Consider the following 25,459-nt stretch of genomic DNA (forward strand, 5'->3'; position numbering starts at 1 on the left):
AGCAGGACCGAGCAATCTCTCTCACAGAAAAGCTTTGCAGGTCGATGTCAAGGCGGACCGAACCGCGCGCTTCAGCCCACCACCCAGACTACCGCGCGCCCGATTCGGTCATTCTTGCGCCAGCGCCGAGATGATGCAGGCTTTGTGCCGTGTGCCTCGAACTCCAGGCAACCGGTGGGTCGGGCAGATCGAGATCGAAATGTGCCCGCCCGAGCAGCGAATTGACGATCTTGGCGCTGCGCCAGGCCATCAGGCTGAGCTGCGGCTCGGCTATGCCATGGCTCAGCCGGCCGGCATTGAGCGCGTAGATGCGCCGGTCATCGGGCCCGTCCCATTCAACCTCGAAGCTGGCGTCGAGCCGGTAGTGGCCGCGCTCGTCCAGCGCGATCCTGTCCATCAGCGGCGCCATGCAATCGGGAATGGCGAAGGCATAGCCGGTGGCCAGCACCACCGCATCGACGGTGCGCGTCTCGATGGCGCCGTCGAAGCCGTTGCGCATGATCAGCCGGTATTCGCTGCCTTCCCGCGTCACGTTCAGCACTTCGCGGTGCGGCGCCATGTTGACCGCCGTCGTCTCCTCGGAGAGATGCCGCAGCGTGTAAAGTTGGCGGTAGATCGCCTTCAGCGTGCTCGTCGATGCGCCGTCTCCGGCAAGCAGCTGCTGTTCCAGGATGGTCTCGCGCCGGCCTTGCGGCAGCCGATGGAAGTTTTCCACATAGCCCGGCGTGAACAGCTCGTCGGTGAACGGCGAGTCGTCCAGCGGCAGGAAATTCGGCCGCATCGAGATCCACTCGATCTCGCAGCCGGCGAAGCGGTCGGAGGAGATCAGATGCAGCAGCACTTCGGCGCCGCTCTGGCCGCCGCCGATGACGGCAATGCGCTGCCCGGTCAGGCGATCGAGACGGTTCGCCGCCTGGGCGTTGTGGAAGCATTGGTCGGAGGCCGCCGCTCGCGCCCAGGCAGGGATGTTGGGCTTCAGCCCGACCGCAATGGCAAGATTGCGCGCGCTCACCGCCTCACGACCGATGCGGAGCCTGAAATTCGTCCCGTCGAAGTCGATCTGATCGACGGCGCTGGCGAAGCGCAGCGAAGACAGGTTCTCCCCGACCCATGCCAGGTAGCGGGCGAATTCCGGCCGCGGGATGGCGGCGAAATCCGCGTTCAGGAATTCGTAGAACCGCTTCTGCGCGACCAGATAAGACATGAACGACCATGGGCTGGTCGGATGCGTCGCGGTGACAAGGTCCTTGAGGAAGGACGTCTGCAGTTCGACGCCCGGCAGCATCATGCCGGGGTGCCATTCAAGCCGCGTCGCCCGGTCGAAGAAGCGCGCTTCGACGCCGTCCACCGCATCGAGGTGAGCGGCGAGGCTGAGGTTGAACGGCCCGATCCCGATGCCGGCGAGGTCAAGTGCGTGGGTCATGGCGAACTCCTTCTGGAGCTGGCTGGGCTGATGGGAGGTCGCCGGGCTGACTCGGGTTGAGCGGATTGTCGAGCGGTGTGCCGAGGTCGGGCAAAGGGCGTTCGCCGCTATCGCCATAACCGATCGCGAACCGCACCTTGTTGATGGCAATGCGTGGAATCTTCGGCGCAAACAGATCGAAAAGCGCGAACCGTTCCGCCAGATCAGGGTTCTGTGCCTGGTAGCGCCGGATGGCGCCGGCGAGGATGGCGTAGAAAGTCCTTTCGTCGAAGTGGTCATAGGCGGCCAGCACCTCGGACATGAAGCGCAGGACGCTGACGATGTGGCCGGTCTGCAGATGCTGGAGAAGATGCGCCGGCGGCCGGCGCTTCAGCGTCGACAGGATTTTTGGATCGAGGCCGGCCAGTTCGGGAAACGGCTGGTCGACGAGATCGAGGTCGCCCTGGAAATCCTTGACCGCCACGCCGACGGGCGTCGCGCCGTCGAGGATGATGGTGACGTTCTGGCCATGGGCGATGAAGCCGACGCCGTAGCGGCACATGAAGTGGTAGAGCGGCACGAAGACCGTGGAGAACAGGCGGTCCAGCCATGCCTCTGGACCAAGGCCGGATTGTTCGATCAGGGCGCTGGCGATCGGCCTGCCATGCGCGTCGCGTTGCGGCAGCGCGCCCATCATCATCGGGCGTTGGCCAGGGGCCAAATCCTTTTCGGGGCTTTCGCGCCAGATGGCGCCCAGCATCTCGCAAAACTGGTAGGGCGCGCCTTCGACGCCGGTGTAGTGCGGATGCGGATAGAAGGCGCCGGCGACTTCCCTCAGCACCTTGACGTCCTTGAGCACCGGGTCCGCGGCCGCCACCGTGGCCAGCCAGCGCGACAGATCGGCGCCGATCGCCATGTATTTTCCCGGCACGCCGCGCCAGGCCGAGGTGTTGAGAATGGTCAGCGGCAGCTTGACGTGCAGCGCCTCGGGCCGTGCCGCATTGGCAAGCGTGCGCAGCGACTGCAAGGGCAGGAACGGGTCGCCGAACTGGCCAAGCGGCACCAGCCGGCCGGCGGCAATCTCGCCGCCATATTGTGAAGCTATCATCGCCTGCCACTGCTAGGGGTGAACCGGCAGCAGCCTGTGCGTCGACCGCGAGACCCCGGCGGCGGTGAAGGCCGCTTCGACTCTCGCGCGCTCCTCATCGCCGAGCGCTGCCTGCAGCAGCGCCTCTTCGTCAATCTCGCTGTCAAGCGCCAGTTGGCAACGGTCGCGTGCAGCGGCAAGCCAGAAGAGCTGGACCGCCGTGGCCGATTCTGGCGCATAACGCTCGAAGTCATCCCGTCCCCAGCCGAGCCGGCCTTTGTTGGCTGGGGCCTTCGGATGGCCGTCGAGCAATGCCTGCAACTCGGTATCGGGCAGATCAGTGAGTTCGGCGGCCGATCGGTTGGCGCGCGCCTCGGCGATGCGCATGTCGGCCATCAGCGTGTTGTAGAGTTCCTTCGCATAGGTGCAGAACGTTGCCGGCGACATGCCGAGCGTCTCGCGTGCGTCGGCGAAGAAGGCGACCGCATCGTCGACCGGCAGCTCGACGCCGGCATCGCGGGTCAGCGTCTCCGGACGGATGGCGATCTGGCCCCACAGCCGCCGCGTCGCGGCAAAGCAATAGGTCACGCCAGGGCCGGGTGCCAGCTCCCATCGGTCGGGCGAAAGCTCGCGCGGCGCCAGGCACTCCTCGAAGGTCAGCTCGGAAATGGCCTTGGCGACCGCCTCGCGGTTGATCGCGGTCCAACGTGTCCCCGCCTTGGCGATCGGTTGCTGCACCGTCACAGCGGAACCTCGCGGAAGAAGCGCTCCCGTTCGCAGCAGACCAGCGCCGCGCGCTTGTGCGGAAAGTCGAACTCCTTGACCTTGTCGTAGGCTGCGTCGACGCAATAGCTCAGCATCTTCTGGTGCGCGGCGCGCGGCTCGCCGACGATGCGCTGCGTGCGCGGCTCGTCCAGGAACAGATAGTGGGTGACGGAACGGAACAGGGCCAGCGTCTTCGGCCGTCCGAGATGGCGCGTATTGCCGATCAGCCCATGCCAGCCGCGGTCCCAGTCGAGCGGCTCGTAATAAGGCCCGAGCCGATCCTCCTTGGCCCAGTAGAACTCGAAATAGCCGGTCGGCTCGCCGTCGAAGCTGGCGATAACGCCGAAAATATGCGGATCGCTTTCCTGCTCGGCCAGATGTTTGTCGAGCTCCTCATGGCTCTGGGCAAGCTCCCAGAAGAAGGCGACGCGGCCATCGTTCATCCAGCGATGGAAGAGATCGAGATCGGTCCGGCGGTCGATCGGACGCAGCGACACGGTCAGGCCGATCTCCGGGATCCAACGCTCGTACATCGGGCCGCAGGGCCGCGGTTGCCGCAGTGGCGGCAGCCGGTCTTCCGGGCCGATCGCGGTTGTCAGCGCCGGATAGGTCACATGCGAGGCCTGGCTGCGCCACAGCAGCGGCAGCTGGCGCAGAACCGAGCGATGGATGATGGCGCGTTCCGGCTCGCCCGCTTCCGTCTCGGTGGCCAGCGTCGAAACCGGCCACAGCGCCTTGGCCGCCGGCAGGAAGGCGCGGTCGAAGGAAGGATGCAGTCGGAGCGCGGCATCGACGAGACCTGCCAGGATCTGCGGCTGGTCGAGGCGACCGGCGGCGAAGGCGACGTCATCGATAAGCAGGCGGCCATCGGCGATGGAGATGCGGGCCTGTCCGACCGCTGTTCCGTCAGCGCCGACCAGGCTGACATCCCCATCCCCGGCACGGATGGCGAGCGGCTCCGCGGCAGAGGCAAGATGCTGCCATCCGTCGTTGCCGGCAGCGGTGGCGGGTGACCAGTTTTTCGCAGCCTCGATGTTCATGCGTACTCTCTCACATGCAGGGGGTTGGGAAGCTCGACGTAACCGGCCAGCGGGTCGGTCACCTCGGTGTTCTCGTTGATGTCGCGCAGTGCGATCAGGAAATTGCCCTTGGCAGAGAGCGTCGGCGCGTTGAGCAAATAGTCGACGCAGGACCTGTCGGTCATCGGCGTGGCGGCCAGCCGCTCGAGCGAGCGGCGGAATATCGCCAGCAGATCGTCTTCCCCAGCGAGGCCAGCGGCGGCAAGGGCTGCGATGGCGGCGAAGGCGCCGTTGACGATCAGGTAGTAGCCGAACAGCTTGGCGGCCGCCGCCGCCGGAAAGACATGGTCTCCCGCCTGACCGGCCTCGGGCAGGAATTCGCGCAGCCTGGGCAGGAATTCCTTGACATAGCCGGTGCCCTGGCAGTCGCGGAAATAGAGTGCATTCGGCCAGCCTCCGGAAAGACCGACGACGAGATTCTGCTGGTGGGCGCCGAACAGCAGGCCGAATTCCGAGAAGGCGATGATGAACGGCTCGATGGCGGTTGCGAGGAAACGCTCGAACCATAGACGCGCCGTCTCCTCGACCGATCTTTTCTCGTCGCGGGCGATGCGGCGGATCAGGTCGGACAGATGGCTCTCGCTACGGCCGGGATGGCGCTCGCAAAGCGCGCCGAGAACGGCAGCCCGCGGACTGCCCGCGCCCCGGAAAGGATTTTCGCGGAACGAGACGATTGTGTCCGTCATCAGCCGGCCGCCCTCGTCGCGCAGGCCGAACCAGGCCGGCTCGCCCAGCACCGTCATGGTCGGACAGCGGCTCTGCAAGGCGTCGCCAAGGCTGCCCTTGACCAGCCGATGGACCGAAAGGCCGCGCCGGCATTCATGCTCCTCGACGATGCGCCGGGAATTGGTTAGCCGCAGGCTGAGTGAGAATTTCAGCATCCACGCGGCCTCAGCTGAATGAATCGTACGCAGCGACGTCGTGGCCCGCCACGCCGGCCCGCCGAGCCCTAGATCGACAATGCGGCCGGCGCGGAACAGGCTCTCGACGCGATCTTCCAGCATCAGCCGCGCTGCCTGCCATGGATGCATCGGAACGAGAACCTTGCTCGGCTCCCGGTCGGCACGGGCGAGCAACTCCCGGTCGCTGGCGGCAAGCCCGCGGGCCATGTCGGTGATATCAAGCGGTTCGACGCTGCCGCCGGCAAGGATGGCCGGGTCGACGGCCCACCAGCGCAGCCTGAAATCGTTGCCGTATTCATGCCCGAAGCGCTCGGAATCAGTCTGCGTGAATTCTTCGCGGCTCATCGGCGCCGGATGCACGGCGTGACCGAAGCGCAGCGCGCTTTCGGCTTCGATGAAATCCGGATCGCTTTCGGAGAAGGGCCGCGATGAGCCGCGCGCCGCAGTCACCTCAGTGATCGCGGCGATGCTGGCCAGGCTGCGGCGCAGGAAGGTCAGCCGGCTTTTCGGTGTCGCCCTGCCGGCAATGTCGGGCTCCGCCAGGATCAGCGCCAAGAGGCTGAAAAGGTCGATCTCGGTCGCTTCGCCATCGGCATCGAGCCGCCACAGCGGCATCGCGAAATCGTGGTAGCCGACCTTCGAGCGATGCCGCGCCTCGATGAGCACGGCCGCGTGCGAGGCAGCGAAGTTCAGGCGCAGCACATTCGCCTGCGGTCGGAACAGCCCGGCTTGGCTCCCGGCGATGATTTCCCAGCCATCCCATTCCCGCAGCAACGCATTGAGGAACGGACTCAACGCAGAGGAAGTTTCTGGCTTTACATTTTGCATACCCGTCCTCGTTAATTCCATACGATACTGTATATATAAGATATTATACTTTTAATACTTTAAATATTTCTATTGATTATTTAGACAAAACGAGAAATAGGCTTTTCGTTGTGATGAGTAATATGAAAAATCGATCTTCCCTTCTTCGCCGCCTCGCAATCGCGGTCTCCGCGATCGGCTTCGGCCAGTCGGCCTTCGTGTCGCTCGTTCCCCTGGTGATAGAGCGGCTGCGGCTCGACACGTTTGCCATCGGCGCGGCAACCGCGATCGGTGCGGCGGCCTTCCTGGTCGGCTCGCCGCTGTGGGGCCGCATGGGCGAGCGGCTTGGTCACGCCAGGCTGTTGCGCCTGCTTGGCCTCGCCATGCTGGCCGGCCAGGCGGTGTTCGCCATGCTGCTGATAGCCAGGACCAGCGCCGCGCTCGGCATCGCCCTGCTGACGCTCTCGCGCTTCGTCTACGGCTTCGCCGCATCGGGCGTCATGCCGACGGCGCAAGTCTGGGCCAGCCGCTCGGTCGCCGACGACAGGCGCCAGGCCGCGCTGGGGCTGCTCGGCGCCGGCGTCAGCATGGGACGGCTGGCCGGCGCGTTGCCGGCGGCGGTCGCCGTGCTGTCGCCGCTGCTGCCGCCCATCCTGTTCCTGTTCAGCCCGCTGCTGCTGTGGTTGGCGCCGGGTAGAGAGCAAAGCAGCGGACAGACCGACGGGAAAGTGGCCGATGCCGGCCGCGGAATATCGCCATTCGACCGCCGCGCTCTGCCTTGCCTGGTGATAGGCTTGTGCCTGACGCTGGGCTTCGGACAGGTGCAGATGATGCTCGGTCCGATGATCCAGCAGCGCTTCGCCCTCGCGGCGACGCAGGCGACGACGGTGACCGGCCTCGCTTTGGTGCTGGTGGCCGTCGTCATGGTTCTGGTTCAGGGATTGGTCGTGGCGCGCCTGCGGCTGGCTGAGCGCAACAGCGTTGTCGTCGGCTGCCTTCTGGTCTGCGCAGGCATGACGATGCTGGCCGTCACGGCCAGCCATGTCTTCTCGGCTGCTGCCCTGGTGGTGGCGGCGGCCGGCATTGCGCTGGCGACGCCCGGCTACACCGCCTGGCTGATGAAGCGCCTGCAACCCGGCGAGCAGGGCGCGGCGGCCGGCTGGCTCACCAGCACCCATGTGCTCGGCCAGAGCATCGGCGCATTGGCCGGCGGTTTTGCCTTCACGCTCTGGCCCTTTGCGCCGCTGGCCGGCTGCGCGGCGCTGGCGCTGGCCGCTGCCTGTCTCGCAGCCATGGTTCGGAAGCGCTAGCCAAACCGCGCTCATTCGGCGACCTCCGGCAGCGACTGCATAGAAGGGCCCGGCCGGGCTTTTGCGGCATCGGCAAAATGGGCATTCAGCATGCGATAGGTCGCCACCACGGCGATGCCCGACAGCGCGGTCGCCAGGGTGAACAGCGCGGCGTAGCCGAGCAGGTCGGCGAGGCGCCCGGCAAGCATGGACCCGACGAGGTAGACGATGAGCTGGGCGCAGGACAGGATGGTGAAATCGGTGCCCGGCTGGTCCGACGAGGTGACGGCCATGAACAGGCTGTAGAGCGCCACGATCTCCATATAGCGCACCAGCGTCTGCAGGAACGAGGCGCCGAAGATCGGCCAGAAGCCGGCGATTGCGCCGAAAGCATGCAGCGCGAAGATCAGGAAGCAGATGGTGCGCAGCGCGCCGAGCAGGCCGAGCACCGAAGCGGCGCCCCTTTTGTGCAGCAGCCATGCCGCCAGCGCCGAGCCGCCGAGCCCGACGGTAAGCGCGGCACCACCCGAGAGGTAACCGATGACGTCGAGCGGCACGCCGGCATCGACGAGATAGGAGCCTTCCATCGATTTCACCAGCCCTTCGCTGGCGCGGTAGATGAGCGCGATCCACAGGATCTGGCGCGCCTCGGGCCGGCGCACGAAACGCAGGATGGAGGGGCGGTCGATGGCCGCCTGCGGGCCGCTGGCGACAGGATCGCTTTCGCGCATGGCGAAGGCGGCAAACAGCGGGATGACGGACAGCGCGGCCACCATGGCCACCATGGTCTGCCAGCCGGCATGATGATAGGCCAGCAGGCCGAGCGTGCCGCCGAGAACGACGCCGAGCGCGACGGCGCCACCCTGGATCGCATTGCCGATCGGTCTGTCCTTCGGGTCGAGATATTTGGCTGCATAGCCGTCGGTGGCGATATCCTGCGTCGACATCAGCAGGCTGACGGTGAGGCCGACGGCAAAGATGCCGGCGACATCGGTCGGCTCGATCCACAGCATGGCGGCGATGACGGCGATGACGCCGATCTGGGTGATGATGACCCAGCCGGCGCGATGCGCGCGGGCCAGCGGCCGGAAGCGGTCGACCAGCGGCGCCCACAGGAATTTCAGCACCAGCGGCAGCATCAGCAGCGCCATCATGCCGATGGCGGTGCGCGACACACCCTGCTCGCGCAGGATCGGCGGGATCGCCGCGGCAAACAGATAGCTCGGGATGGCCTGCGCCAGATAAAGGCAGGCCAGGACGACGAAAAGCCGCAGGCGCGAAAGCCCGGCGGGCGCCGGCCGGTCCGCGTCGCCGCTCATTTGGCATATTCCTTCGGTGCGTAACCGCTCAGGAAGGCGTCGGCCTCCGCCCGGCTGCGGGTGACGAGCACCGGAAAGCCGAACAGGCTTTGCCAGACGCGCTGCATGTTCTCGTCGACGGCCGAGCGCACCAGCGCGCAGGCGCGGCAGACCTTTTCGAGCTGCTCTCGCTCCGCCTTGTACCAGAGGTTTTGCGCCTTGCGCTGGGCGTCGCTCAAATCGAGTTCGATGCCGATATCCACCAGCAGCACGAACGGCTCTTGTTCCAGCGAAAGGCAGCTGAGCGCCTCGACATAGGCGCCGCCATCCGCCGGATCGGCGGGCGCTTCCGCCAGCAGCGAGACCAGTGCACCGTTTCGTTGGAGGGACACCGTCATCGCCGCCCCTCAGAAGGTGATCTGGTAGGACAGCGCGACGGAACGCCCCAGACCGGGAACGTCGGCACCGCGTGTCGCCGATGCGGAAGGGTTGATGTAGTAGGTGTCGAACAAATTGCGCACGGCAAGGTTCAGCACGCTCTCATTGGCGAACTTCTTCGAGACCGCGAGATTGACCAGCGCGGCACCGTCCAGTTCCTGGGTGGCGATGCGGTCGCGCCCCGAGAAAAGCTCCAGTTCGCTGCGCAGCGTCAACTCGTTCTCGAAATGGGTCATGAGATAGACCAGGCCCTTGTAGGTCGAAGGGATGCGGTTGTTGGGCAGATATTCGTTGGCTTCGATGTGGCCGTCGCGATCCGCATCGTATTTGCCTTCGACATAGCCGACCGACCCACCCAGCGTGAACATGCTGTTGAGGTCCGCCTCGAGATTGGCTTCGACGCCCCAGATGCGTTCCTTCTGCTGCGACACGCGGTTGTTGACAATGTCGTAGCTGACGCCGTTGTCGGAGGTCGACAGATAGGTGCTGACGCCGCCGCGATAGTCGCCCCAGTCACCGCGCAGGCCGGCCTCCCAGGTGTTCACCAGCTGCGGCTCGGGCGCGATATCGGCATAGCTGATCGCATAGTCCGGCGCGTTGGTGCAGGGCAGCAGCGGCCGGATCGCCGTGCCATAGGCGTCGCAGGTTTCGGCGTTCGAGTTCAACCCTGCACGGCGGGTGAAGCCGCCAATGTCGGTCAGGCTGTAGCCTTGCGAGAAATTGCCGAAGAGCTGCATCCTCTCGGTCACATCGTAGACGGCGCCGGCATTGAAGGTGACGGCGTCGTAGTCGAACGAGCCGCCGGTCACCCGGATCGCCGGCAGGCCGATAATGTTGCGGCCAAGCAGGACCGCGGCAGCAGGCCGGGTGAAGTCCTCGACATTGAGGTAGAACTGGTCGTAGCGCGCGCCGCCGCTGATGCGGAAACGATCCGTCACCGGAATTTCGCCCTGCGCAAACAAGGCGACCGAGTTTTGGGTCGTGGGCGAGATGGCGTCCTGGCCGTTGGTCAGTTGCTGATCGGTGGTGTCGAAGACATAGTCGGCGCCCCAGGTCAGCGTGCTGCCCTGGGTGATAAAGTCCATCGGCGTGTTGACGGTCAGGTTGACGCCGCTGCGCCGCGACTGCAGCGCCGTCTGGTTGAAGTCTGCCGTCGGGTCGCTGCCCGGCGGCAGGATCACCGGCCGCGTCGGATTGAACGGCAAATACACCTGGCTGTTGACGGCCGAGAATTTGGTGAAGGGCGACTGCTTGAAGATGTCGTTGTAGAACGCCTTGACCTCGAGGTTTCCGAGCGCGAAGTCGCTGTCGGTGTATTTGGCGGTCAGGTATTTCGAATCTTCCTTCAGCGGCTTGCCTTCATAGGGATCGCCGAAATCCGGGGAGACGGGATTGGTCGTGTAATCGGTGAACCAGTCCGGCTTCTGGTTGGCATAGGTCCAGTCGACGCTGACCTCGAAGCGCCTGGCATCGAACTGGTAGCCGGCCACGCCGAACAGATTGCCCGTGCCGGTGCGGTCGCCGCCGCCTTGCCCAAGCATGGCGTCCGAAGCCATCTCGTTGCCGTGGCCGTCATAGGTGCGGCGCGACAGATCGCCGGAGGCGGAGAAGAAATAGTCGAAGTCGCCCTTCTTGCCCTCGACCGAGACGCTGGTGCTAGGCCCGGCCGATTTGCCGGGATTCTCGGTGAAAGCGGTGACGCCGGTGCGCACCGTCACCTTCGGCTTGTCGCTGTCGCCGCGCTTGGTGATGAAGTTGATCGTGCCGCCGGTGGCGCCGGCGCCGTAGAGGCTGGAAGCGCCGTTGATGACCTCGATGCGCTCGACCGAATTCAGGTCGATCATCGACAGGATGCGTGACACGTCACGCAGCGGCGTGTTGCGCGGCACGCCGTCGACCATGATGAGAACGCTGCGGCCGCGGAAGGTTTCCGAGGCGCCCGAAATGGTCTGGTTGCGCGGCGCATAGCCGGGCACGATGCGGCTGATCAGGGTCGCGGCGTCGATATTCTCCTGCGCGGCTTCCTCGACCTGTTCCCGTTCCACGACCTGGACAGACTGGGCAACGCTGGAAATGGACCGTTCGTTGCGGCCGGTGACCAGGATCTGGTCGAGCACGGTGGCTCCCTGCTTGTCTGTCGCGGTGGCTTCCTGGGCAAAGGCCGTGCCTGCCAGGATCGACGAACCCAAAGCCGATGACCAAAGAAGTGAAACGTAAAATTTGCGCATGCTGCCCCCATCCATGCCCTGGTCCCCAGTGCCAGAGCGGAAAGGCCCAGTTATAATTCATGATAAAACGAGTCAACATTTATTTTATGAGTTTTTTGATCAAGATTAGTCAGCAGACGAAACGGGAGTTGGATACATCAGCCGCGAGCGTTTTAGCGGATGCTAAGGCACTGAGCTTTCTTGACAAAACGCCTTCGGGGCGCCGCCGTCGGCACTAGCCGTTGAGCTTACAAAAAGCTCTGGGGATCGATGTCGACCTGCACGCGGACAGAGCCGCGCTGCTTTGGTCCTTCGGCCAGCATGGTGCGGATGAAGCCTTGCATGTCGGCCCGCCGCTCGCCCTGGATCAGCAGGCGGAAACGGTGACGCCCGCCAAGCAGCGACAGCGGCGCCTCGGCCGGGCCAAGCACGAACAGGTCGCTGGCCTGGGGTGCTGCGCGGCGCAGGCCGCGCGCATGGCCCTCGGCCTCGGCCCGGGTCACCGCGCTGACGATGACGCCGGCGAGCCGACCGAAGGGTGGCAGGGCCGCCCGCTCACGCTCGGCGATCTCGCGCTCGTAGAACGCCTCGGCGTCTCCTGAGACGATTGCCCGCATCACCGGATGATCCGGCTGGAACGTCTGCAGCAGGCCTAGGCTCTTCTTGCCGGTGCGCCCGGCACGCCCGGTCACCTGGCTTAGCAGCTGAAAAGTGCGCTCGGCGGCGCGCGGATCGCCATTGGCGAGACCGAGATCGGCATCGACGACGCCGACCAGCGTCATGTTGGGGAAGTTATGGCCCTTGGCCACCAGCTGCGTGCCGATGACGATGTCGGCCTCGCCATTGGCGATGGCCTCCAGCTCCAGCCGCAGCCGCCGCACGCCACCCATCAAGTCTGATGACAAGACGATGGTGCGGGCATCGGGGAAATGCACCACGACCTCTTCGGCGATGCGCTCGACGCCCGGCCCGCACGCCACCAGATGGTCGAGCGTGCCGCATTCCGGACAGGCCTCCGGCCGTTTCTCATTGTGCCCGCAATGATGACAGACGAGCTGGCCGCGAAAGCGGTGCTCGACCAGCCAGGCCGAGCAGACCGGACAGCCAAAGCGGTGGCCGCAGACCCGGCACAGCGTCAGCGGCGCATAGCCGCGCCGGTTGAGGAACAGCAGCGACTGTTCTTGTCTCTCCAGCGTGCGTCGCATCTGGTCAATCAGCAGCGGCGACAGGAAGCCGCCGCGCGCCGGCGGTGCGCGCCGCATGTCGATTGTCTTCAGATCGGGAAGGGCGGCCTCGGCAAAGCGCGCCGAAAGCACCGCCCTGCTGTAACGGCCCTGTTGTGCATTGACCCGGCTTTCGACCGATGGCGTCGCCGATGCCAGCACCACCGGAAAGCTGCTGATATGGCCGCGCACCACCGCCATATCGCGCGCATTGTAGAAGACGCGGTCCTCCTGCTTGTAGGCGGGGTCGTGTTCTTCGTCGACGACGATCAGGCCGAGCTCCCGGAACGGCAGGAACAGCGCCGAGCGCGCGCCGGCGACGACGCGAATGCCGCCTTCCGCCACTTGCCGCCAGACCTTTTCGCGCATCCTGGGCGGCAGATCGGAATGCCATTCGGCCGGCTTGGCGCCGAAACGCTGCTGGAAGCGTTCGAGGAAAGCGTGGGTCAACGCGATTTCCGGCAAAAGGATGAGCACCTGTTTGCCCTGGTCGAGAGCCGCCGCCACCGCTTCGAAATAGACTTCCGTCTTGCCCGATCCGGTGACGCCGTCGAGCAGCGTTACGTTGAAAGCGCCCGCCGCAACATTGCCGCGCAGCATGGCGGCGGCATCGGCCTGGTCGGGCATCAGCTCCGGCAGGGCGTAGGAGGGATCGGGCGCGGCGACCACCGGACGCGGCGGGATCATCACCGTCTCGAACACGCCTTGCGCCTTGAGCCCCTCGATCACCGTCGACGACACGCCGGCAGCATGCGCCAGCCCGGAGCGCGTCCAGGCGAGGCCACCTTCGGCCGTCTCCAGCACGCGTGTCCTCGCATCCGTCATCCGGTCGGGCATGAGAAGGGTTCGCTGCAGGCCCTCGATCCATGGTTCGGGATCGAACGCCTCCGGCGCGCGGAGCAGCATGCGCGCCACCATGCCGGGCGGCGACAGCGTGTATTGCGCGATCCAGTCGACGAAGCGGCGCATGCCGCGATCGATCGGCGGACAGTCGAAAACCTGCTCGATCGGCCGCAATTTCTTGGCATCGACCTTTTCGGTCACGCCGTCCCAGACGATGCCGGCAACCTGGCGCGGACCCAGCGGCACGCGCACGATCGAGCCCGGCACCACGCGCATGCCGGCGGGCACCGCATAGGTGTAGGGCCGTTCGGCCGGCATCGGCACCAGCACCGGCGCGGCTGCGACAAAGGGCGAATCTTCGATCATCGGGCGTGACCTTGCCCCGACTTTGGTCTAGATCAAAGGGCAACCCCGAATGTGCATGGCATGCACATGGAAATCTTTCAGGAGACCCCCCATGAAATTTTTTGTCGACACCGCTGACATCAAGGACATCAAGGAACTGAACGACCTGGGGCTGCTCGACGGCGTCACCACCAATCCCTCGCTGATCCTGAAATCCGGCGGCAAGATCGCTGAAGTCACCAAGCAGATCTGTGACATCGTCAAGGGCCCGGTTTCGGCCGAGGTCGTCGCGTCCGAGTACAAGGACATGATGGCCGAGGCCAAGATTCTGGCCAAGATCGCCGACAATATCTGCATCAAGGTGCCGCTGACGCTCGACGGCCTGCGCGCCTGCCGGACGATCCGCACCGAGATGAACCGCTTGGTCAATGTGACGCTGTGCTTCTCGGCCAACCAGGCGCTGCTGGCAGCCAAGGCCGGCGCCTCCTTCATCTCGCCCTTCGTTGGCCGTGTCGACGATACCGGTGCCGACGGCATGGAGCTGATCCAGGAGATCCGGCAGATCTACGACAATTATGATTTCGACACCGAGATCCTCGTCGCTTCGGTTCGCACCGTGAACCATGTCAAACAGGCAGCCCTGATCGGCGCCGATGTCGTGACCGCGCCGGCGGCAACGCTGAAGGCGCTGGTCAAGCACCCCCTGACCGACAAGGGTCTGGATCAGTTCGCCGCCGACTGGGCCAAGACCGGCCAGAAGATCGGCTGAGATCGGGTTTGGATATCAATAAAAAAGGCCGGGAAACCGGCTTTTTTTGTTGTGCTTCAGAAGGAGCCCCTTCGCCGATCAGTCCGTCCCCTTATCGTCAGGCGCGGCCGCCGGCGGGCGCCGCCCCATGATTATCTCGCGTTTGCCGACATGGTTGGGTGCGCCGACCAGGCCTTCCTTTTCCATACGCTCGACCAGGGAAGCGGCGCGGTTGTAGCCGATGCCAAGGCGGCGCTGGATGTATGATGTCGAGCACTTCTTGTCGCGCACCACCACCTTGACCGCTTCGTCATAACTGGAATCGCCGTCCTCGGCCGCGATGGATCCCTTGTCGAAGACCGCGCCCTCGTCGTCTTCGATTTCTTCCTCATCCTCGTCCGCCGTCACGGTTTCCAGATATTCGGGGCGGCCCTGCGCCTTCAGATGCGCCACGACATGTTCGACCTCCGCGTCGGAGACAAAGGGGCCGTGAACACGCGAAATACGCCCGCCGCCCATCATGTGCAGCATGTCGCCCTGGCCGAGCAGTTGCTCGGCACCCTGCTCGCCCAGAATAGTGCGGCTGTCGATCTTGGACGTGACCTGGAAGGAGATGCGGGTCGGGAAGTTCGCCTTGATCGTGCCGGTGATGACATCGACCGAGGGACGTTGCGTGGCCATGATCAGATGGATGCCGGCGGCGCGGGCCATCTGTGCCAGGCGCTGGATCGCGCCTTCGATCTCCTTGCCCGCGACCATCATCAGGTCGGCCATCTCGTCGACGATGACGACGATGTAGGGCATCGGCGCAAGGTCGATTTCCTGCTGCTCGAACAACGGCTCCCCAGTGCCCTTTTCGAAGCCCGCCTGCACCGTCATGACGACCGCCTCACCCTTGTCGCGGGCTTGGGCGGCGCGCTCATTGTAGCCGTCGATATTGCGCACGCCGAGCCGTGCCATCTTGCGATAGCGGTCCTCCATCTCGCGCACCGCCCATTTGAGCGCGGTGACCGCCTTCTTGGGGTCGGTGACGACGGGGGTCAGAAGATGCGGGATGCCGTCATAGACGGAGAGCTCGAGCATCTTGGGATCGACCATGATCAGCCGGCATTCTTCTGGCTTCAGCCGGTAGAGCAGCGACAGGATCATGGTGTTGATGGCGACCGACTTGCCGGAGCCGGTGGTACCGGCGACCAGCAGATGCGGCATTTTCGCCAGTTCGGCGATGACGGGTTCGCCGCCGATCGTCTTGCCGAGGCAAAGCGCCAGCTTGCAACTGGTCTTGCGAAAACCCTGCGATTCGATCAGCTCGCGGAAATAGACGGTCTCGCGAGTCTCGTTCGGAAGCTCGATGCCGATGACGTTTCGGCCGGGCACGACGGCGACGCGTGCCGAAACCGCCGACATGGAACGCGCTATATCGTCGGCAAGCCCGATGACGCGGGACGATTTGACGCCCGGCGCCGGCTCGAATTCATAGAGGGTGACGACCGGACCTGGACGAACATGGATGATTTCGCCGCGCACGCCGAAATCCTCGAGCACACTTTCCAGGAGGTCGGCATTCTGCTCGAGCCGCTCCTGCGACATGTAGAAGCCTTGCCCTTCCGGCGGCTGCTGCAGCAACTCTTCCGGGGGGAGTTCGTATGCCCCATCGGCCGTGGCGGGCACGATCTTGCCCGCCATGGACAGCGGCGCCGACACGCGCATGGCCGGAGCCTGTACGGTCTCTTCCGCGCCTTGCGCGACCCGCGCCGGAGCGGTGGGAACCGCGACCGCCGCCCGGGCGCGCTGCGGCGTGCTGCTCGCCGCGGGCTGAGCCGCGGCTTGGTTCGAGTTGGCCGGACGGACCTCCGGCGCAGCAGACGGAGCCTGCAGGCCCGGAAGGCAGTCAATGACACGGAACAATGCGGTGGGATCGGCCGCCGTCACGGCAAGGCTGTCGACCCGTGGGCCGGCAACGGGTGCGGCCGGACGCGGAACCGCCTGCGGTGCCGGCAACGGGCTCTCGATCATGTAGGGCGCCATGAGTTCGAAGAAGACGTGATCCGACAGATAGGGCCAGCGCGCATTCCCGCGGCTTTGTGAGGGGACCGATGCCGCCGTTCCCTGGGCAGGCGCTGCAGATGTGCGTGCCGCGGCGGCCGTCCCCGCCCTTGCCTTGTCACCGGGATGACCGGGCGAGGCAGGCTGCCTTGAGTTGCCATGGGCATGGGCCGCGCTGCCGGCGGGTGGCCGAGCGGCGTCCAGGGCAGGATTGCGATCGCTCGTCGGCGCGGGCAAAGCCGGATGCGACGGCGCGATCGACCATGCGGTTGCTTGCGGCACCGGCTGCGTCGGTTGCTCGTTCTGCCCGGCATCCCCCTGCTCGCGCGAGGTGTGGCGGCGTGTGCTGGCTTCATAGTCCGGCGTGCGCGTGAACCGCACATTGGGCGCCAGGAAGAAATAATCCTGCCAGGCAGGGCTTTCATTGCCGCCGAGATCAACAGGTGGCGGAAGATTGCCGGCCCTGCTCGGGCCGGCATGCCGGCCATCCACCTTGCCGCTGATGCCGTTTGAACGCTTCCCCTCGGGGCCATCGGGCGAAGCTGGCTTCAATGAATTGACCCGAGGAAAACGCTTGGATTCCATTCTCAAGACTCACTCTGAAATGTCTGCTGAGCAATAGGGAGCGAGTGGTTAACAGTTGCTTCCCGTCAGCGCTTTTGGAGCGGCCGAAATATATCTTTCACGGCGACGGTGCGCGGGTCGGATTCGAGCCGACGATCGTCATCCCACGATCATCCTCTCATCCACATGCGTCGGGTCAAAAGGAAGAACCCTCGGCCATCGCGAAGCGGGCCGGGCACTAAAGCAATTCCAGGAAAAGTGTCTGCGGTTTTCCGTCCGGAATTGCGAAAAAACAAAGAGTTAGAGTAGTTCGCCGTTTCTGTGAAACGGTGAAATGCTCTAATGCATGTCGCTCAAAAGTGGTTCCGGTTTTTAGAGAACGACATGCATCAAACAAAGACTTAAAGCGCGTCGCATGAATCCGTTTCAGCGCGACGCGCTTTAAAATCGAGATGGCGTTTCCCGTGAACCGAAAGCGGCGCTAGCCAGCCTTTTTGCCGTGCTTGACCAGATCCTGGGCGACCGACAGGCTCACCATTTCAGCCAGTTCGCGCGCAGCGCGGTTCTCGGCGTCGATCTGCGCCCGGTAGGAGGCGAACTCCTGCGTCGGCTTGTCGAAGGATGACGGAATCGAACGTTTGCCGGTGGCGATGACGGCGCCGGTCTTGGCGTCGATCAGCACATAGTTTGCGGTCAGCGTCACCGTGCCTGCGGTCGGCTCGTCCTCGTCGGTCTGGATCTGCACTTGCGCCGCTGATTCCACCAACTCCGTGACGCCGAGATCGAGCATGTAGACCGGTGCCGGCGGCTCGCCGGCGCCCTGGCCAAAGGCAAAGATCAGATTGTTGCGGACCTGCTGGGCGTAGCGGGTCTTGACCGGCTTGATCGCGATCGAGGCGAGTTCCGCCGACGCGCTGAGCGTCGAGCCGGACGTCAGCGGCGCGCTCGAATAGAGCGGACGCACGGTGCAGGCTGAAACCAGCGCCATCGAGGCGACCATGCTGTAAAGCGCGGCGCGGCGCAGCAAACGCGTCGTCTTTTCCAGATCAGGTAACGACATTGACGATCCTCTGCGGCACGATGATCACCTTGCGGGGCGCCTTACCTTCCAGCGCTTTCTGCACGAAGTCGAGAGCCAGAACCGCTTTTTCGACCGCACCTTGGTCCGCGTCGCGGGCAATTGTCAAATAGCCGCGCATCTTGCCGTTGACCTGGACCGGCAGCACAACCTCGTTGTCGACGACTAGCGCCGGATCGTAGACCGGCCACGGCCGTTCGGCGACCAGATCGGCGCCGCCCAGCGTGTGCCAGCACTCTTCCGCCAGATGCGGCATGACCGGCGCGACCACATGCACCAGGATTTCCACCGCCTCGCGGCAGGCGCCTTTCAGCGCCGCATCGGCCTTGCCTTCGGCAACGTCGTTGAGCGGCGTGGTCAAGGCATTGGCCAGCTCGTAGATGCGGGCGATGGCGCGGTTGAAGCCGAGCTTTTCGATGTCCTCGCCGATGGCCTTCAGGATCTTGTGCGCGGCCTTGGAAACGACACCGGCCTCGCCCTCCTTCGCCGCTTGCGGCTTGACGTCGTCCAGCGTCTCGGCGGCGATCGACACCAGGCGCCAGATGCGCTGGATGAAGCGATGCGCACCGGCGGCGCCATCGTCGGTCCATTCGACGTCGCGCTCGGGCGGTGAGTCCGACAGCATGAACCAGCGCGCGGTGTCGGCGCCGTAGCCGTCGGTGATGTCTTCCGGGCTCACCGTGTTCTTCTTCGACTTCGACATCTTTTCGAGCGAGCCGATCGCCGCCTCTTCGCCGGTGGCGATTTCGATGGCGCGGCGCTTGCCGCCGGCATCCTCGATCCTGACCTCAGCCGGCGACAGCCAGCGGCCATTGGTCGAGGCGCCGCCGACACGGTAGGTCTCGTGCACCACCATGCCTTGCGTGAACAGGCCCTTGAACGGCTCGGCCAGGTCCAGATGCCCGGTCTCGCGCATGGCGCGGGTGAAGAAGCGCGAATAGAGCAGATGCAGGATCGCGTGCTCGATGCCGCCAATATACTGGTCGACCGCCAGCCAGTCATCGGCAGCCTTCGGCTCGGTCGGCTCATTGGCCCAGGGCGCGGTGAAGCGCGCGAAATACCAGGACGAATCGACGAACGTGTCCATCGTGTCGGTCTCGCGGCGCGCATCCTTGCCGCATTGCGGGCATTTGACATGCCGCCAGGTCGGGTGACGGTCGAGCGGGTTGCCGGGACGGTCGAACTCGATGTCGTCGGGCAGCTTGACCGGCAGGTCGGCCTTCGGCACCGGAACCACGCCGCAATCCTCGCAATGGATCATCGGGATCGGGCAGCCCCAATAGCGCTGGCGCGAAATGCCCCAGTCGCGCAGGCGGAAGTTCACCTTGCGCTCGGCCATCGGCCGGCCGCCGATGCTTTTCTGCTCCAAAAGCTTCGCGACTTCGCCGAAGGCCTGCTCCGGCTTCATGCCGTCGAGGAAGCGCGAATTGATCATCACGCCATCGTCGACATAGGCCTCTTCCGTGATCTGGAAGGTCTTTGCATCGGCATCCTCCGGCATCACCACCGGGATGACCGGCAGGCCGTATTTGTTGGCGAAGTCGAGGTCGCGCTGGTCGCCCGACGGGCAGCCGAAAATGGCGCCGGTGCCGTATTCCATCAAAACGAAATTAGCGACATAGACCGGCAGCGTCCACGAATCGTCGAAGGGATGGACGACGCGGATGCCGGTGTCGAAGCCCTTCTTCTCGGCCGTCTCCAGTGCGGCCACCGACGTGCCCATATGGCGGACCTCGTCGATGAACTTGGCCAGCTCGACATTGGTCTCGGCAGCCTTCCTGGCCAGCGGATGGTCGGCGGCAACCGCCATGAACGACGCGCCGAAAATGGTGTCGGGCCGGGTCGTGTAGACTTCCAGTTCGTGCGCATCGCCAACGGGTGTTGCCAGCGGCCAGCGGATCAGCAGCCCTTCCGAGCGGCCGATCCAGTTCTGCTGCATCAGCTTGACCTTCTCCGGCCACTCGCCGAGACCGTTCAGCGAATCCAGCAGGTCCTGCGCGTAGTCGGTGATCTTGAAGAACCACTGCGTCAGCTCGCGCTGTTCGACCAGCGCGCCCGAGCGCCAGCCGCGCCCCTCGATGACCTGCTCGTTGGCGAGCACCGTCATGTCCTCCGGGTCCCAATTGACCTTGGAGGATTTGCGCGTCACCAGCCCCTTCGCGACGAAATCGAGGAACAGCATCTGTTGGCGGTGGTAATAGTCGACGTCGCAGGTAGCGAACTCGCGCGACCAGTCCAGCGACAGGCCCATCATCGTGAGCTGCTCGCGCATGGCGGCGATGTTGGCGTAGGTCCATTCCTTGGGATGGACCTTGTTCTGCATGGCAGCATTTTCGGCGGGCATGCCGAAGGCGTCCCAGCCCATCGGGTGCAGCACGTTGAAACCCTTGGCCCGCTTGTAGCGCGCCACCACGTCGCCCATCGTGTAGTTTCGGGTATGGCCGATATGGATCTTCCCCGACGGATAGGGGAACATCTCCAGCACGTAGTATTTCGGCTTCGGGTCGTTGTTGTGCGCTTCGAACAGCTTCTTTTCAGCCCAGGCTTTCTGCCATTTGGGCTCAGACGCGCGCGGATTATATCGTTCGGTTGCCATCGGATGATTTTCACTTAAAAGCAGGCGCAGACCGCCGGACAAGGCCCGGTGGCCAAGGTAAATGTCGTCGCGGTGTTCACCATGGATTGCCGGACCCGTCAACTGCGGCGAGCCGGCCAGGACGATTAAAGACAGGCAGGATATAGGCATGACGAGCGCCGTCGAACAGTTTTTCGCCGTCAAGACGAGGATCGCCGCTGCCGAGCGCGAGGCCGGCCGCGACGCCGGTTCGGTGACGCTGGTTGCCGTGTCGAAGACTTTTGAAGCCGACGCCATCCGCCCGGTCATCGAAGCCGGCCAGCGCGTCTTCGGCGAAAACCGGGTGCAGGAAGCGCAGGCCAAATGGCCGGCTCTGAAACAGGAATTCCCCGACATCGAGCTGCATCTGATCGGCCCGTTGCAGTCGAACAAGGCGAAGGAAGCCGTTGCGCTGGCCGACGTCATCGAGACCGTCGACCGCGAGAAGATCGCAGCCGAACTCGCCAAGGAGATTGCCAGGCAAGGCCGTGCACCAAAGCTCTACGTTCAGGTCAACACCGGCTCGGAGCCGCAAAAGGCCGGCATCGAGCCGCGCGACGCCGTCGCCTTCGTCGCCCGCTGCAGGGATGTCCATGGCCTCGCCATCGAGGGCCTGATGTGCATCCCACCGGCCGACGAAAACCCCGGCCCGCATTTCGCCCTGCTGGAAAAGCTCAGCAAGGAGGCCGGTGTCACAAAACTGTCGATGGGCATGTCCGGCGACTATGAGACCGCCATCGCCTTCGGCGCCACCAGCGTCCGCGTCGGCTCGGCGATCTTCGGGAGCCGGTAGTTCGTGACGTCGATCTTCGGCGGGCGGCCGCGTCAGAGCGAGAATATTTTGGTGTAATTTGGCACCAGCATGTGCTCGGCTTTTATCTTGCGGATAAGCCATGACCACCGCGTGTGGCCAAACAGCGGAAGGTGCGCAACGCCGGTGCGGCTGCCAAGCGTCACCAACATCGTCGGATCACCGGTCCGTGGCTTGTAGGACAGCGAAGGCGCCTTGCCTGAAAGTATGGCGCGAACGTTGGCCGCCGCGACCTTGACATGCCCCCTGATGTGAAACGCCATCTTGTTTTCAGCAAGATCGGTAATGTCGCCGAGCGCAAAAACGCTTGTTTCTCCTTTCACCCTGAGGTCCGCTCCCACCATGGCGTGGCCATCTGGCGTCAGCCGGCTGGCAAAGTTTTGCTTCATGAAGCCGGTGTTCGGCCGCCCTCCAACGCACAATATTGCGAGGTCGTAAGCGATGACCCGACCGGTATTGGTGGTCACCTCGCCACTGCCGGCAAACACGTCTTGCAAATAGGACGAAAGGCCTTCGATGCGCTGCCCCGTCAGGATCGTCACACCCCGTTCTTCCAGAATGGCAGTTGCGCGGGCCGCGGCAGCTTCGGACGTGCCTCGCAAGAGGCGTGGCTGGGACTCGACCAGCGTGACATGCTTGTTTGGCCAATTTTCGGTAATCTCACCGGCAACTTCGACGCCGATAGGCCCGCCGCCGACAAGAAGAATGCGCTCGGCGCCTGCAAGGCGATCATGGAACCGCCGATAGAACGCCTGGCGGTCAGCGCCGCTGCCTTCCTGGCCGCGCACCAGTTCGTTGGCGAAGCGGTTTCCCGTGGCAAGGACGGCCGCCTTCCCGGTCACAAGAAACCTCCGGCCGGAAGCGCCTTCGACGATACCGCCCTCGCTGGTAAGTTCGATCAGGCGCGCAGCGACATGATCGACTAGAGGTAGAGCCTTGGCAAAGGGCATGATGGACTGCCTGGAGAAGTCGGGCTTCACCAGATTGCGCGGTGCCGCCATCGACACCTCGAAATAATCGAGGGGATCGACCAGGATCACCTTGGCAGTGGTGGACAATTGCCGCGCAAGGAGAGCGCCGGCAATGCCGCCGCCGTAAATGACGACGTCGCCGACCTTTCGTTCCAGAACCGCGACATTCTTTTCGTCTGCAACTTCCACGCTCACTTCTTCACCTGTTCGCTCGTTGATTAGGGTCGGCAGGGCCAGTCCCTTTACCTCGGCAAATTTTGTGATCTAATATCGAATTGGCAAGTAGGATGCTTTTTGTGGTATAGGATGAAAATGCAGACCATTGAGGAAATGAAGGCTTCAGCGCCTGCCGAAGAGTGTCGTGGACAGCCTATGGAACGCTTCCACGCTGCGATGCGGATCCTGACAGGGAAGTGGAAAGGCGAGATCCTCTGGCAGCTCGTTCACGGCAGGCGGCGCTTCGGCGAGTTGCGCCGCGCGATCCCAGGCATTACGCAACATATGCTCACCACGCAGTTGCGCGATCTCGAGCAAAACGGTCTCTTGAGTCGCACCTGCTACGCCGAAGTGCCGCCGCGGGTGGAATATGAGCTCACCTCTGTTGCACTCGCCCTTCGACCCGTTTTCGACGAGATTATTCGCTGGTCTGAAAACCATGCCGCGGGGCTGAAACTCGACGCCTGAGGGCCGCTGTTGAGATCGGCGAGCGTTTTGGGTCAGCACGGGCCCATCATTGTGCCACGGCTGGAAACGAAACGTACCGTTCCTATTTGATTGGCGTCATCACACATCTGCTGGAGCCGCTACCCATGCGCTACAATCAACTCGGAAATACGGGGATGTTCGTCTCCGAACTTTGCCTCGGCACCATGACCTTCGGCGCCGCCGGCGAGAATGCCCAATGGGGCCTGATCGCCAGTCTCGACCAGAAGGGCGTCAACGACATCGTTGCCCGGTCCATCGCGGCGGGTGTCAATTTCTTTGACACAGCCGACGTCTATTCCTTCGGCCAGTCCGAGCGCCTGCTCGGCCAGTCGCTCAAGGATCTCGGCGTCAAGCGCTCGGACGTCATCATCGCCACCAAGGTGCATGGCGCCATGGGTCAGGGTCCGAACGAGCGCGGCTCGTCGCGCGGCCACATCATGGATTCGGCCGAAGGCAGTCTGGAGCGGCTGCAGCTCGACCATATCGATCTCTACCAGTTGCACGGCACCGACACGGTGACGCCGATCGACGAGACGCTGCGGGCGCTGGACGATCTCGTTGCCAGCTGCAAGGTGCGTTATGTCGGCGTTTCCAATTGGCAGGCCTGGCGCATCGCCAAGGCGCTGGGCATTGCCGAGCGCAAGGGCTTCTCCCGTTTCGAGACCATCCAGTCCTATTATTCGATCGCCGGCCGCGACCTCGAGCGCGAGATCGTGCCGCTGATCAATGAGGAAAAACTCGGCCTGATGGTCTGGTCGCCGATGGCCGGCGGCCTGCTGTCGGGCAAATACGGCCCCGGCGCGCCGGGCAATGGCGAAGGCCGCCGTGCCGCCTTCAACTTCCCGCCGGTCAATGAGGACCGCGCCTGGGCGGCCGTCGCCGTCATGCGCGACATCGCCAAAAAGCACGACGTCAGCGTCGCCACCGTCGCGCTCGGCTATGTCCTGGCCAAACCCTTCGTCATGAGCGTCATCATCGGCGCCAGCCGCATGGAGCAGTTGGAACAGAACCTTGCCGCCGCCGAGGTGAAGCTCGACGCCGACGATCTCGCCAAGCTGGACGAGGTCAGCGCGCTGCCGGCCGAATATCCCGGCTGGATGCTGGAACGCCAGGGCGCCGGCCGCCGCCCGGCGCCGTTCACGCCGAAGAAGTAATTCGACCACTGTCGATCTGATGCTTGGGGAGCCATTCGGCTCCCCAATGTCTTTTCAGCTCATCCGCACGCTCTCGACCAGAAAGTCGAGAAAGGCCCGCACCCTGGCTGGCAAATGCCGGCCCTGGCCGACATAGACGGCGTGGGTCGGCTCTTCGTCACCGGGATTGAAATCCTTCAGCAGCGCCACCAGCCGCCCCGCTGCAATGTCATCGGCCACATGCCAATGCGCCAGCCGGGCGATGCCGGCGCCGCCAACCGCCATCAGCCGCATCGACTCGCCATCGCTGACCACTGTGTTTCCGGTGATGGGCACCATGATGGCGTTGCCGGCTGCGTCGACAAACTGCCAGCCGTCGACATGCCGGACAAAGCCGAAAGCCATGCAATTGTGCTTGTCGAGATCGGCCGGTATCTGCGGCGTCCCATGAACGGTGAGGTAGGACGGTGCGGCAACGACCGCCATCCGGCTTTGCCCGAGCTTGCGCGCCACCAGCCGTGACTCGCCGAGCGGCCCGGCACGGATCGCGACATCGGCCCGTTCAGCCATCAGGTCGATGACGCTGTCGGTCAGCACCAGATCGACCGAAATCTCGGGATAGCGTTCGAGGAAGCGTGGCAGCAGCGGGATCAGCCTATGCACCCCGAAGGGGACGTAGCTGTTGACGCGCAGCCGCCCTCGCGGCGCCGCACCCACGGCGGCCTCGCGCTCGGCCGCCGCCATGTCGGCCAGGATGCGCACCCCGCTGTCATAGAAGGCCGTCCCTTCCGGCGTCAGCTGCAGCTTGCGCGTCGAGCGGCTGACCAGCCGCGCACCAAGCCGGGCCTCCAGCCGCGCGATCAGCTTGCTGACCGCCGACGGCGTCATGCGCAGGGCACGAGCGGCCGCCGAAAAGCTGCCCGCCTCGACGACGCGCACGAACACTTCGATCTCGCCGGAGCGGTTGATGTCGGGTCTGGCCATCTGTGAATCTATTTCACAGGAAATATGCCTAAGGCAAGTCTGGTTCACAAGGCATGGCAACACGATCTCTTGGGTCGGGGCGCGGGTTTGGACAGGGCGCCTATCGCCTTCGAAGTGGAA

The 25,459-nt window shown here is 64.3% G+C and carries 19 protein-coding genes and 1 pseudogene; 6 read left to right on the forward strand and 14 right to left on the reverse strand.

Annotated elements, in window-relative coordinates; genetic code table 11:
* Positions 1-88: 88 nt before the first annotated feature.
* From AC1DYC_RS27130 to AC1DYC_RS27150, 5 genes and pseudogenes are all read right to left on the reverse strand, one after another.
* The gene (locus tag AC1DYC_RS27130) at positions 89-1,423 is read right to left on the reverse strand and encodes a lysine N(6)-hydroxylase/L-ornithine N(5)-oxygenase family protein (RefSeq protein ID WP_477410783.1); all 1,335 of its coding nucleotides are present in this window, start codon (positions 1,421-1,423) and stop codon (positions 89-91) included.
* Positions 1,407-2,102, reverse strand: coding sequence for an IucA/IucC family C-terminal-domain containing protein (locus AC1DYC_RS27135; protein ID WP_477410867.1), 696 nt, complete (start codon positions 2,100-2,102; stop codon positions 1,407-1,409). The genes AC1DYC_RS27130 and AC1DYC_RS27135 overlap by 17 nt, the downstream gene beginning before the upstream one ends.
* Positions 2,094-2,936 (reverse strand): annotated as a pseudogene (locus AC1DYC_RS27140) (IucA/IucC family protein); the annotation flags it as partial. The pseudogene AC1DYC_RS27140 and the gene AC1DYC_RS27135, both read right to left, overlap by 9 nt.
* Before the next feature lie 293 nt (positions 2,937-3,229).
* Complete coding sequence (locus AC1DYC_RS27145) at positions 3,230-4,294, reverse strand: GNAT family N-acetyltransferase (RefSeq protein ID WP_477410784.1); 1,065 nt, start codon at positions 4,292-4,294, stop codon at positions 3,230-3,232.
* Complete coding sequence (locus AC1DYC_RS27150) at positions 4,291-6,030, reverse strand: IucA/IucC family protein (protein WP_477410785.1); 1,740 nt, start codon at positions 6,028-6,030, stop codon at positions 4,291-4,293. Before AC1DYC_RS27150 ends, AC1DYC_RS27145 begins: the two co-directional genes overlap by 4 nt.
* Positions 6,031-6,185: 155 nt before the next feature.
* Between AC1DYC_RS27150 and AC1DYC_RS27155 the strand changes: the two genes are divergently transcribed.
* Positions 6,186-7,352: an MFS transporter gene (locus tag AC1DYC_RS27155; protein ID WP_477410786.1), complete on the forward strand. Its 1,167-nt coding sequence runs from the start codon at positions 6,186-6,188 to the stop codon at positions 7,350-7,352.
* A gap of 11 nt (positions 7,353-7,363) precedes the next feature.
* Here the strand turns inward: AC1DYC_RS27155 and AC1DYC_RS27160 are convergent, their stop codons facing one another.
* From AC1DYC_RS27160 to AC1DYC_RS27175, 4 genes are all read right to left on the reverse strand, one after another.
* Positions 7,364-8,650 (reverse strand): RhtX/FptX family siderophore transporter, encoded by a 1,287-nt coding sequence (locus AC1DYC_RS27160; protein WP_477410787.1) that lies wholly within the window; start codon positions 8,648-8,650, stop codon positions 7,364-7,366.
* Positions 8,647-9,027 carry a hypothetical protein gene (locus tag AC1DYC_RS27165; RefSeq protein ID WP_477410788.1) on the reverse strand — a complete coding sequence of 127 codons (381 nt, stop codon included), beginning with the start codon at positions 9,025-9,027 and terminating at the stop codon, positions 8,647-8,649. Before AC1DYC_RS27165 ends, AC1DYC_RS27160 begins: the two co-directional genes overlap by 4 nt.
* A 9-nt stretch (positions 9,028-9,036) precedes the next feature.
* A complete protein-coding gene (locus AC1DYC_RS27170) occupies positions 9,037-11,295 on the reverse strand; it encodes a TonB-dependent receptor (RefSeq protein WP_477410789.1) in 2,259 nt (752 codons plus the stop codon).
* A 227-nt stretch (positions 11,296-11,522) separates the two neighbouring features.
* A complete protein-coding gene (locus AC1DYC_RS27175; protein ID WP_477410790.1) occupies positions 11,523-13,706 on the reverse strand; it encodes a primosomal protein N' in 2,184 nt (727 codons plus the stop codon).
* A 91-nt stretch (positions 13,707-13,797) separates the two neighbouring features.
* Here AC1DYC_RS27175 and fsa point away from each other — a divergent pair, with 91 nt between their 5' ends.
* Positions 13,798-14,454: a fructose-6-phosphate aldolase gene (gene fsa / locus AC1DYC_RS27180; RefSeq protein ID WP_477286363.1), complete on the forward strand. Its 657-nt coding sequence runs from the start codon at positions 13,798-13,800 to the stop codon at positions 14,452-14,454.
* A gap of 78 nt (positions 14,455-14,532) precedes the next feature.
* Here the strand turns inward: fsa and AC1DYC_RS27185 are convergent, their stop codons facing one another.
* From AC1DYC_RS27185 to leuS, 3 genes are all read right to left on the reverse strand, one after another.
* Entirely contained in the window at positions 14,533-17,064 is a 2,532-nt protein-coding gene (locus AC1DYC_RS27185; protein WP_477410791.1) for a DNA translocase FtsK, read from the reverse strand.
* 460 nt (positions 17,065-17,524) lie between these two features.
* Entirely contained in the window at positions 17,525-18,103 is a 579-nt protein-coding gene (gene lptE / locus AC1DYC_RS27190) for an LPS assembly lipoprotein LptE (RefSeq protein WP_477410792.1), read from the reverse strand.
* The gene (gene leuS / locus AC1DYC_RS27195) at positions 18,090-20,717 is read right to left on the reverse strand and encodes a leucine--tRNA ligase (protein WP_477410793.1); all 2,628 of its coding nucleotides are present in this window, start codon (positions 20,715-20,717) and stop codon (positions 18,090-18,092) included. Before leuS ends, lptE begins: the two co-directional genes overlap by 14 nt.
* 148 nt (positions 20,718-20,865) lie before the next feature.
* Between leuS and AC1DYC_RS27200 the strand changes: the two genes are divergently transcribed.
* Entirely contained in the window at positions 20,866-21,528 is a 663-nt protein-coding gene (locus AC1DYC_RS27200; RefSeq protein WP_477410794.1) for a YggS family pyridoxal phosphate-dependent enzyme, read from the forward strand.
* 32 nt (positions 21,529-21,560) lie between these two features.
* On the opposite strand, the gene AC1DYC_RS27205 is transcribed toward AC1DYC_RS27200, so the two are convergent.
* On the reverse strand, positions 21,561-22,604 hold the full coding sequence (locus AC1DYC_RS27205) for an FAD-dependent oxidoreductase (RefSeq protein WP_477410868.1): 1,044 nt from the start codon (positions 22,602-22,604) through the stop codon (positions 21,561-21,563).
* Between AC1DYC_RS27205 and AC1DYC_RS27210 the strand changes: the two genes are divergently transcribed.
* The 3 genes from AC1DYC_RS27210 (at position 22,605) to AC1DYC_RS27220 (ending at position 24,376) form a co-directional block, all read left to right on the forward strand.
* Positions 22,605-22,739 carry a hypothetical protein gene (locus AC1DYC_RS27210; RefSeq protein ID WP_477410871.1) on the forward strand — a complete coding sequence of 45 codons (135 nt, stop codon included), beginning with the start codon at positions 22,605-22,607 and terminating at the stop codon, positions 22,737-22,739. It begins immediately after the preceding gene.
* Positions 22,740-22,889: 150 nt separating this feature from the next.
* Positions 22,890-23,201 (forward strand): winged helix-turn-helix transcriptional regulator, encoded by a 312-nt coding sequence (locus tag AC1DYC_RS27215; RefSeq protein WP_477410869.1) that lies wholly within the window; start codon positions 22,890-22,892, stop codon positions 23,199-23,201.
* A 125-nt stretch (positions 23,202-23,326) separates the two neighbouring features.
* Positions 23,327-24,376, forward strand: a complete 1,050-nt coding sequence (locus AC1DYC_RS27220) for an aldo/keto reductase (RefSeq protein WP_477410795.1) — start codon at positions 23,327-23,329, stop codon at positions 24,374-24,376.
* Positions 24,377-24,430: 54 nt separating this feature from the next.
* Here the strand turns inward: AC1DYC_RS27220 and AC1DYC_RS27225 are convergent, their stop codons facing one another.
* Entirely contained in the window at positions 24,431-25,339 is a 909-nt protein-coding gene (locus tag AC1DYC_RS27225; protein ID WP_477410796.1) for a LysR family transcriptional regulator, read from the reverse strand.
* Positions 25,340-25,459: the final 120 nt, after the last annotated feature.

The organism is Mesorhizobium sp. P2_E7 (assembly GCF_056403855.1).

Coding starts and splice junctions, on each gene's coding strand:
- AC1DYC_RS27135 (WP_477410867.1), bottom strand. CDS start 2,102: ATGATGATGGGCGCGCTGCCGCAACGCGACGCGCATGGCAGGCCGATC.
- AC1DYC_RS27185 (WP_477410791.1), bottom strand. CDS start 17,064: ATGGAATCCAAGCGTTTTCCTCGGGTCAATTCATTGAAGCCAGCTTCG.
- AC1DYC_RS27200 (WP_477410794.1), top strand. CDS start 20,866: ATGACGAGCGCCGTCGAACAGTTTTTCGCCGTCAAGACGAGGATCGCC.
- fsa (WP_477286363.1), top strand. CDS start 13,798: ATGAAATTTTTTGTCGACACCGCTGACATCAAGGACATCAAGGAACTG.
- lptE (WP_477410792.1), bottom strand. CDS start 18,103: ATGTCGTTACCTGATCTGGAAAAGACGACGCGTTTGCTGCGCCGCGCC.
- AC1DYC_RS27145 (WP_477410784.1), bottom strand. CDS start 4,294: ATGAACATCGAGGCTGCGAAAAACTGGTCACCCGCCACCGCTGCCGGC.
- leuS (WP_477410793.1), bottom strand. CDS start 20,717: ATGGCAACCGAACGATATAATCCGCGCGCGTCTGAGCCCAAATGGCAG.
- AC1DYC_RS27170 (WP_477410789.1), bottom strand. CDS start 11,295: ATGCGCAAATTTTACGTTTCACTTCTTTGGTCATCGGCTTTGGGTTCG.
- AC1DYC_RS27155 (WP_477410786.1), top strand. CDS start 6,186: ATGAAAAATCGATCTTCCCTTCTTCGCCGCCTCGCAATCGCGGTCTCC.
- AC1DYC_RS27160 (WP_477410787.1), bottom strand. CDS start 8,650: ATGAGCGGCGACGCGGACCGGCCGGCGCCCGCCGGGCTTTCGCGCCTG.
- AC1DYC_RS27130 (WP_477410783.1), bottom strand. CDS start 1,423: ATGACCCACGCACTTGACCTCGCCGGCATCGGGATCGGGCCGTTCAAC.
- AC1DYC_RS27225 (WP_477410796.1), bottom strand. CDS start 25,339: ATGGCCAGACCCGACATCAACCGCTCCGGCGAGATCGAAGTGTTCGTG.
- AC1DYC_RS27165 (WP_477410788.1), bottom strand. CDS start 9,027: ATGACGGTGTCCCTCCAACGAAACGGTGCACTGGTCTCGCTGCTGGCG.
- AC1DYC_RS27220 (WP_477410795.1), top strand. CDS start 23,327: ATGCGCTACAATCAACTCGGAAATACGGGGATGTTCGTCTCCGAACTT.
- AC1DYC_RS27215 (WP_477410869.1), top strand. CDS start 22,890: ATGGAACGCTTCCACGCTGCGATGCGGATCCTGACAGGGAAGTGGAAA.
- AC1DYC_RS27175 (WP_477410790.1), bottom strand. CDS start 13,706: ATGATCGAAGATTCGCCCTTTGTCGCAGCCGCGCCGGTGCTGGTGCCG.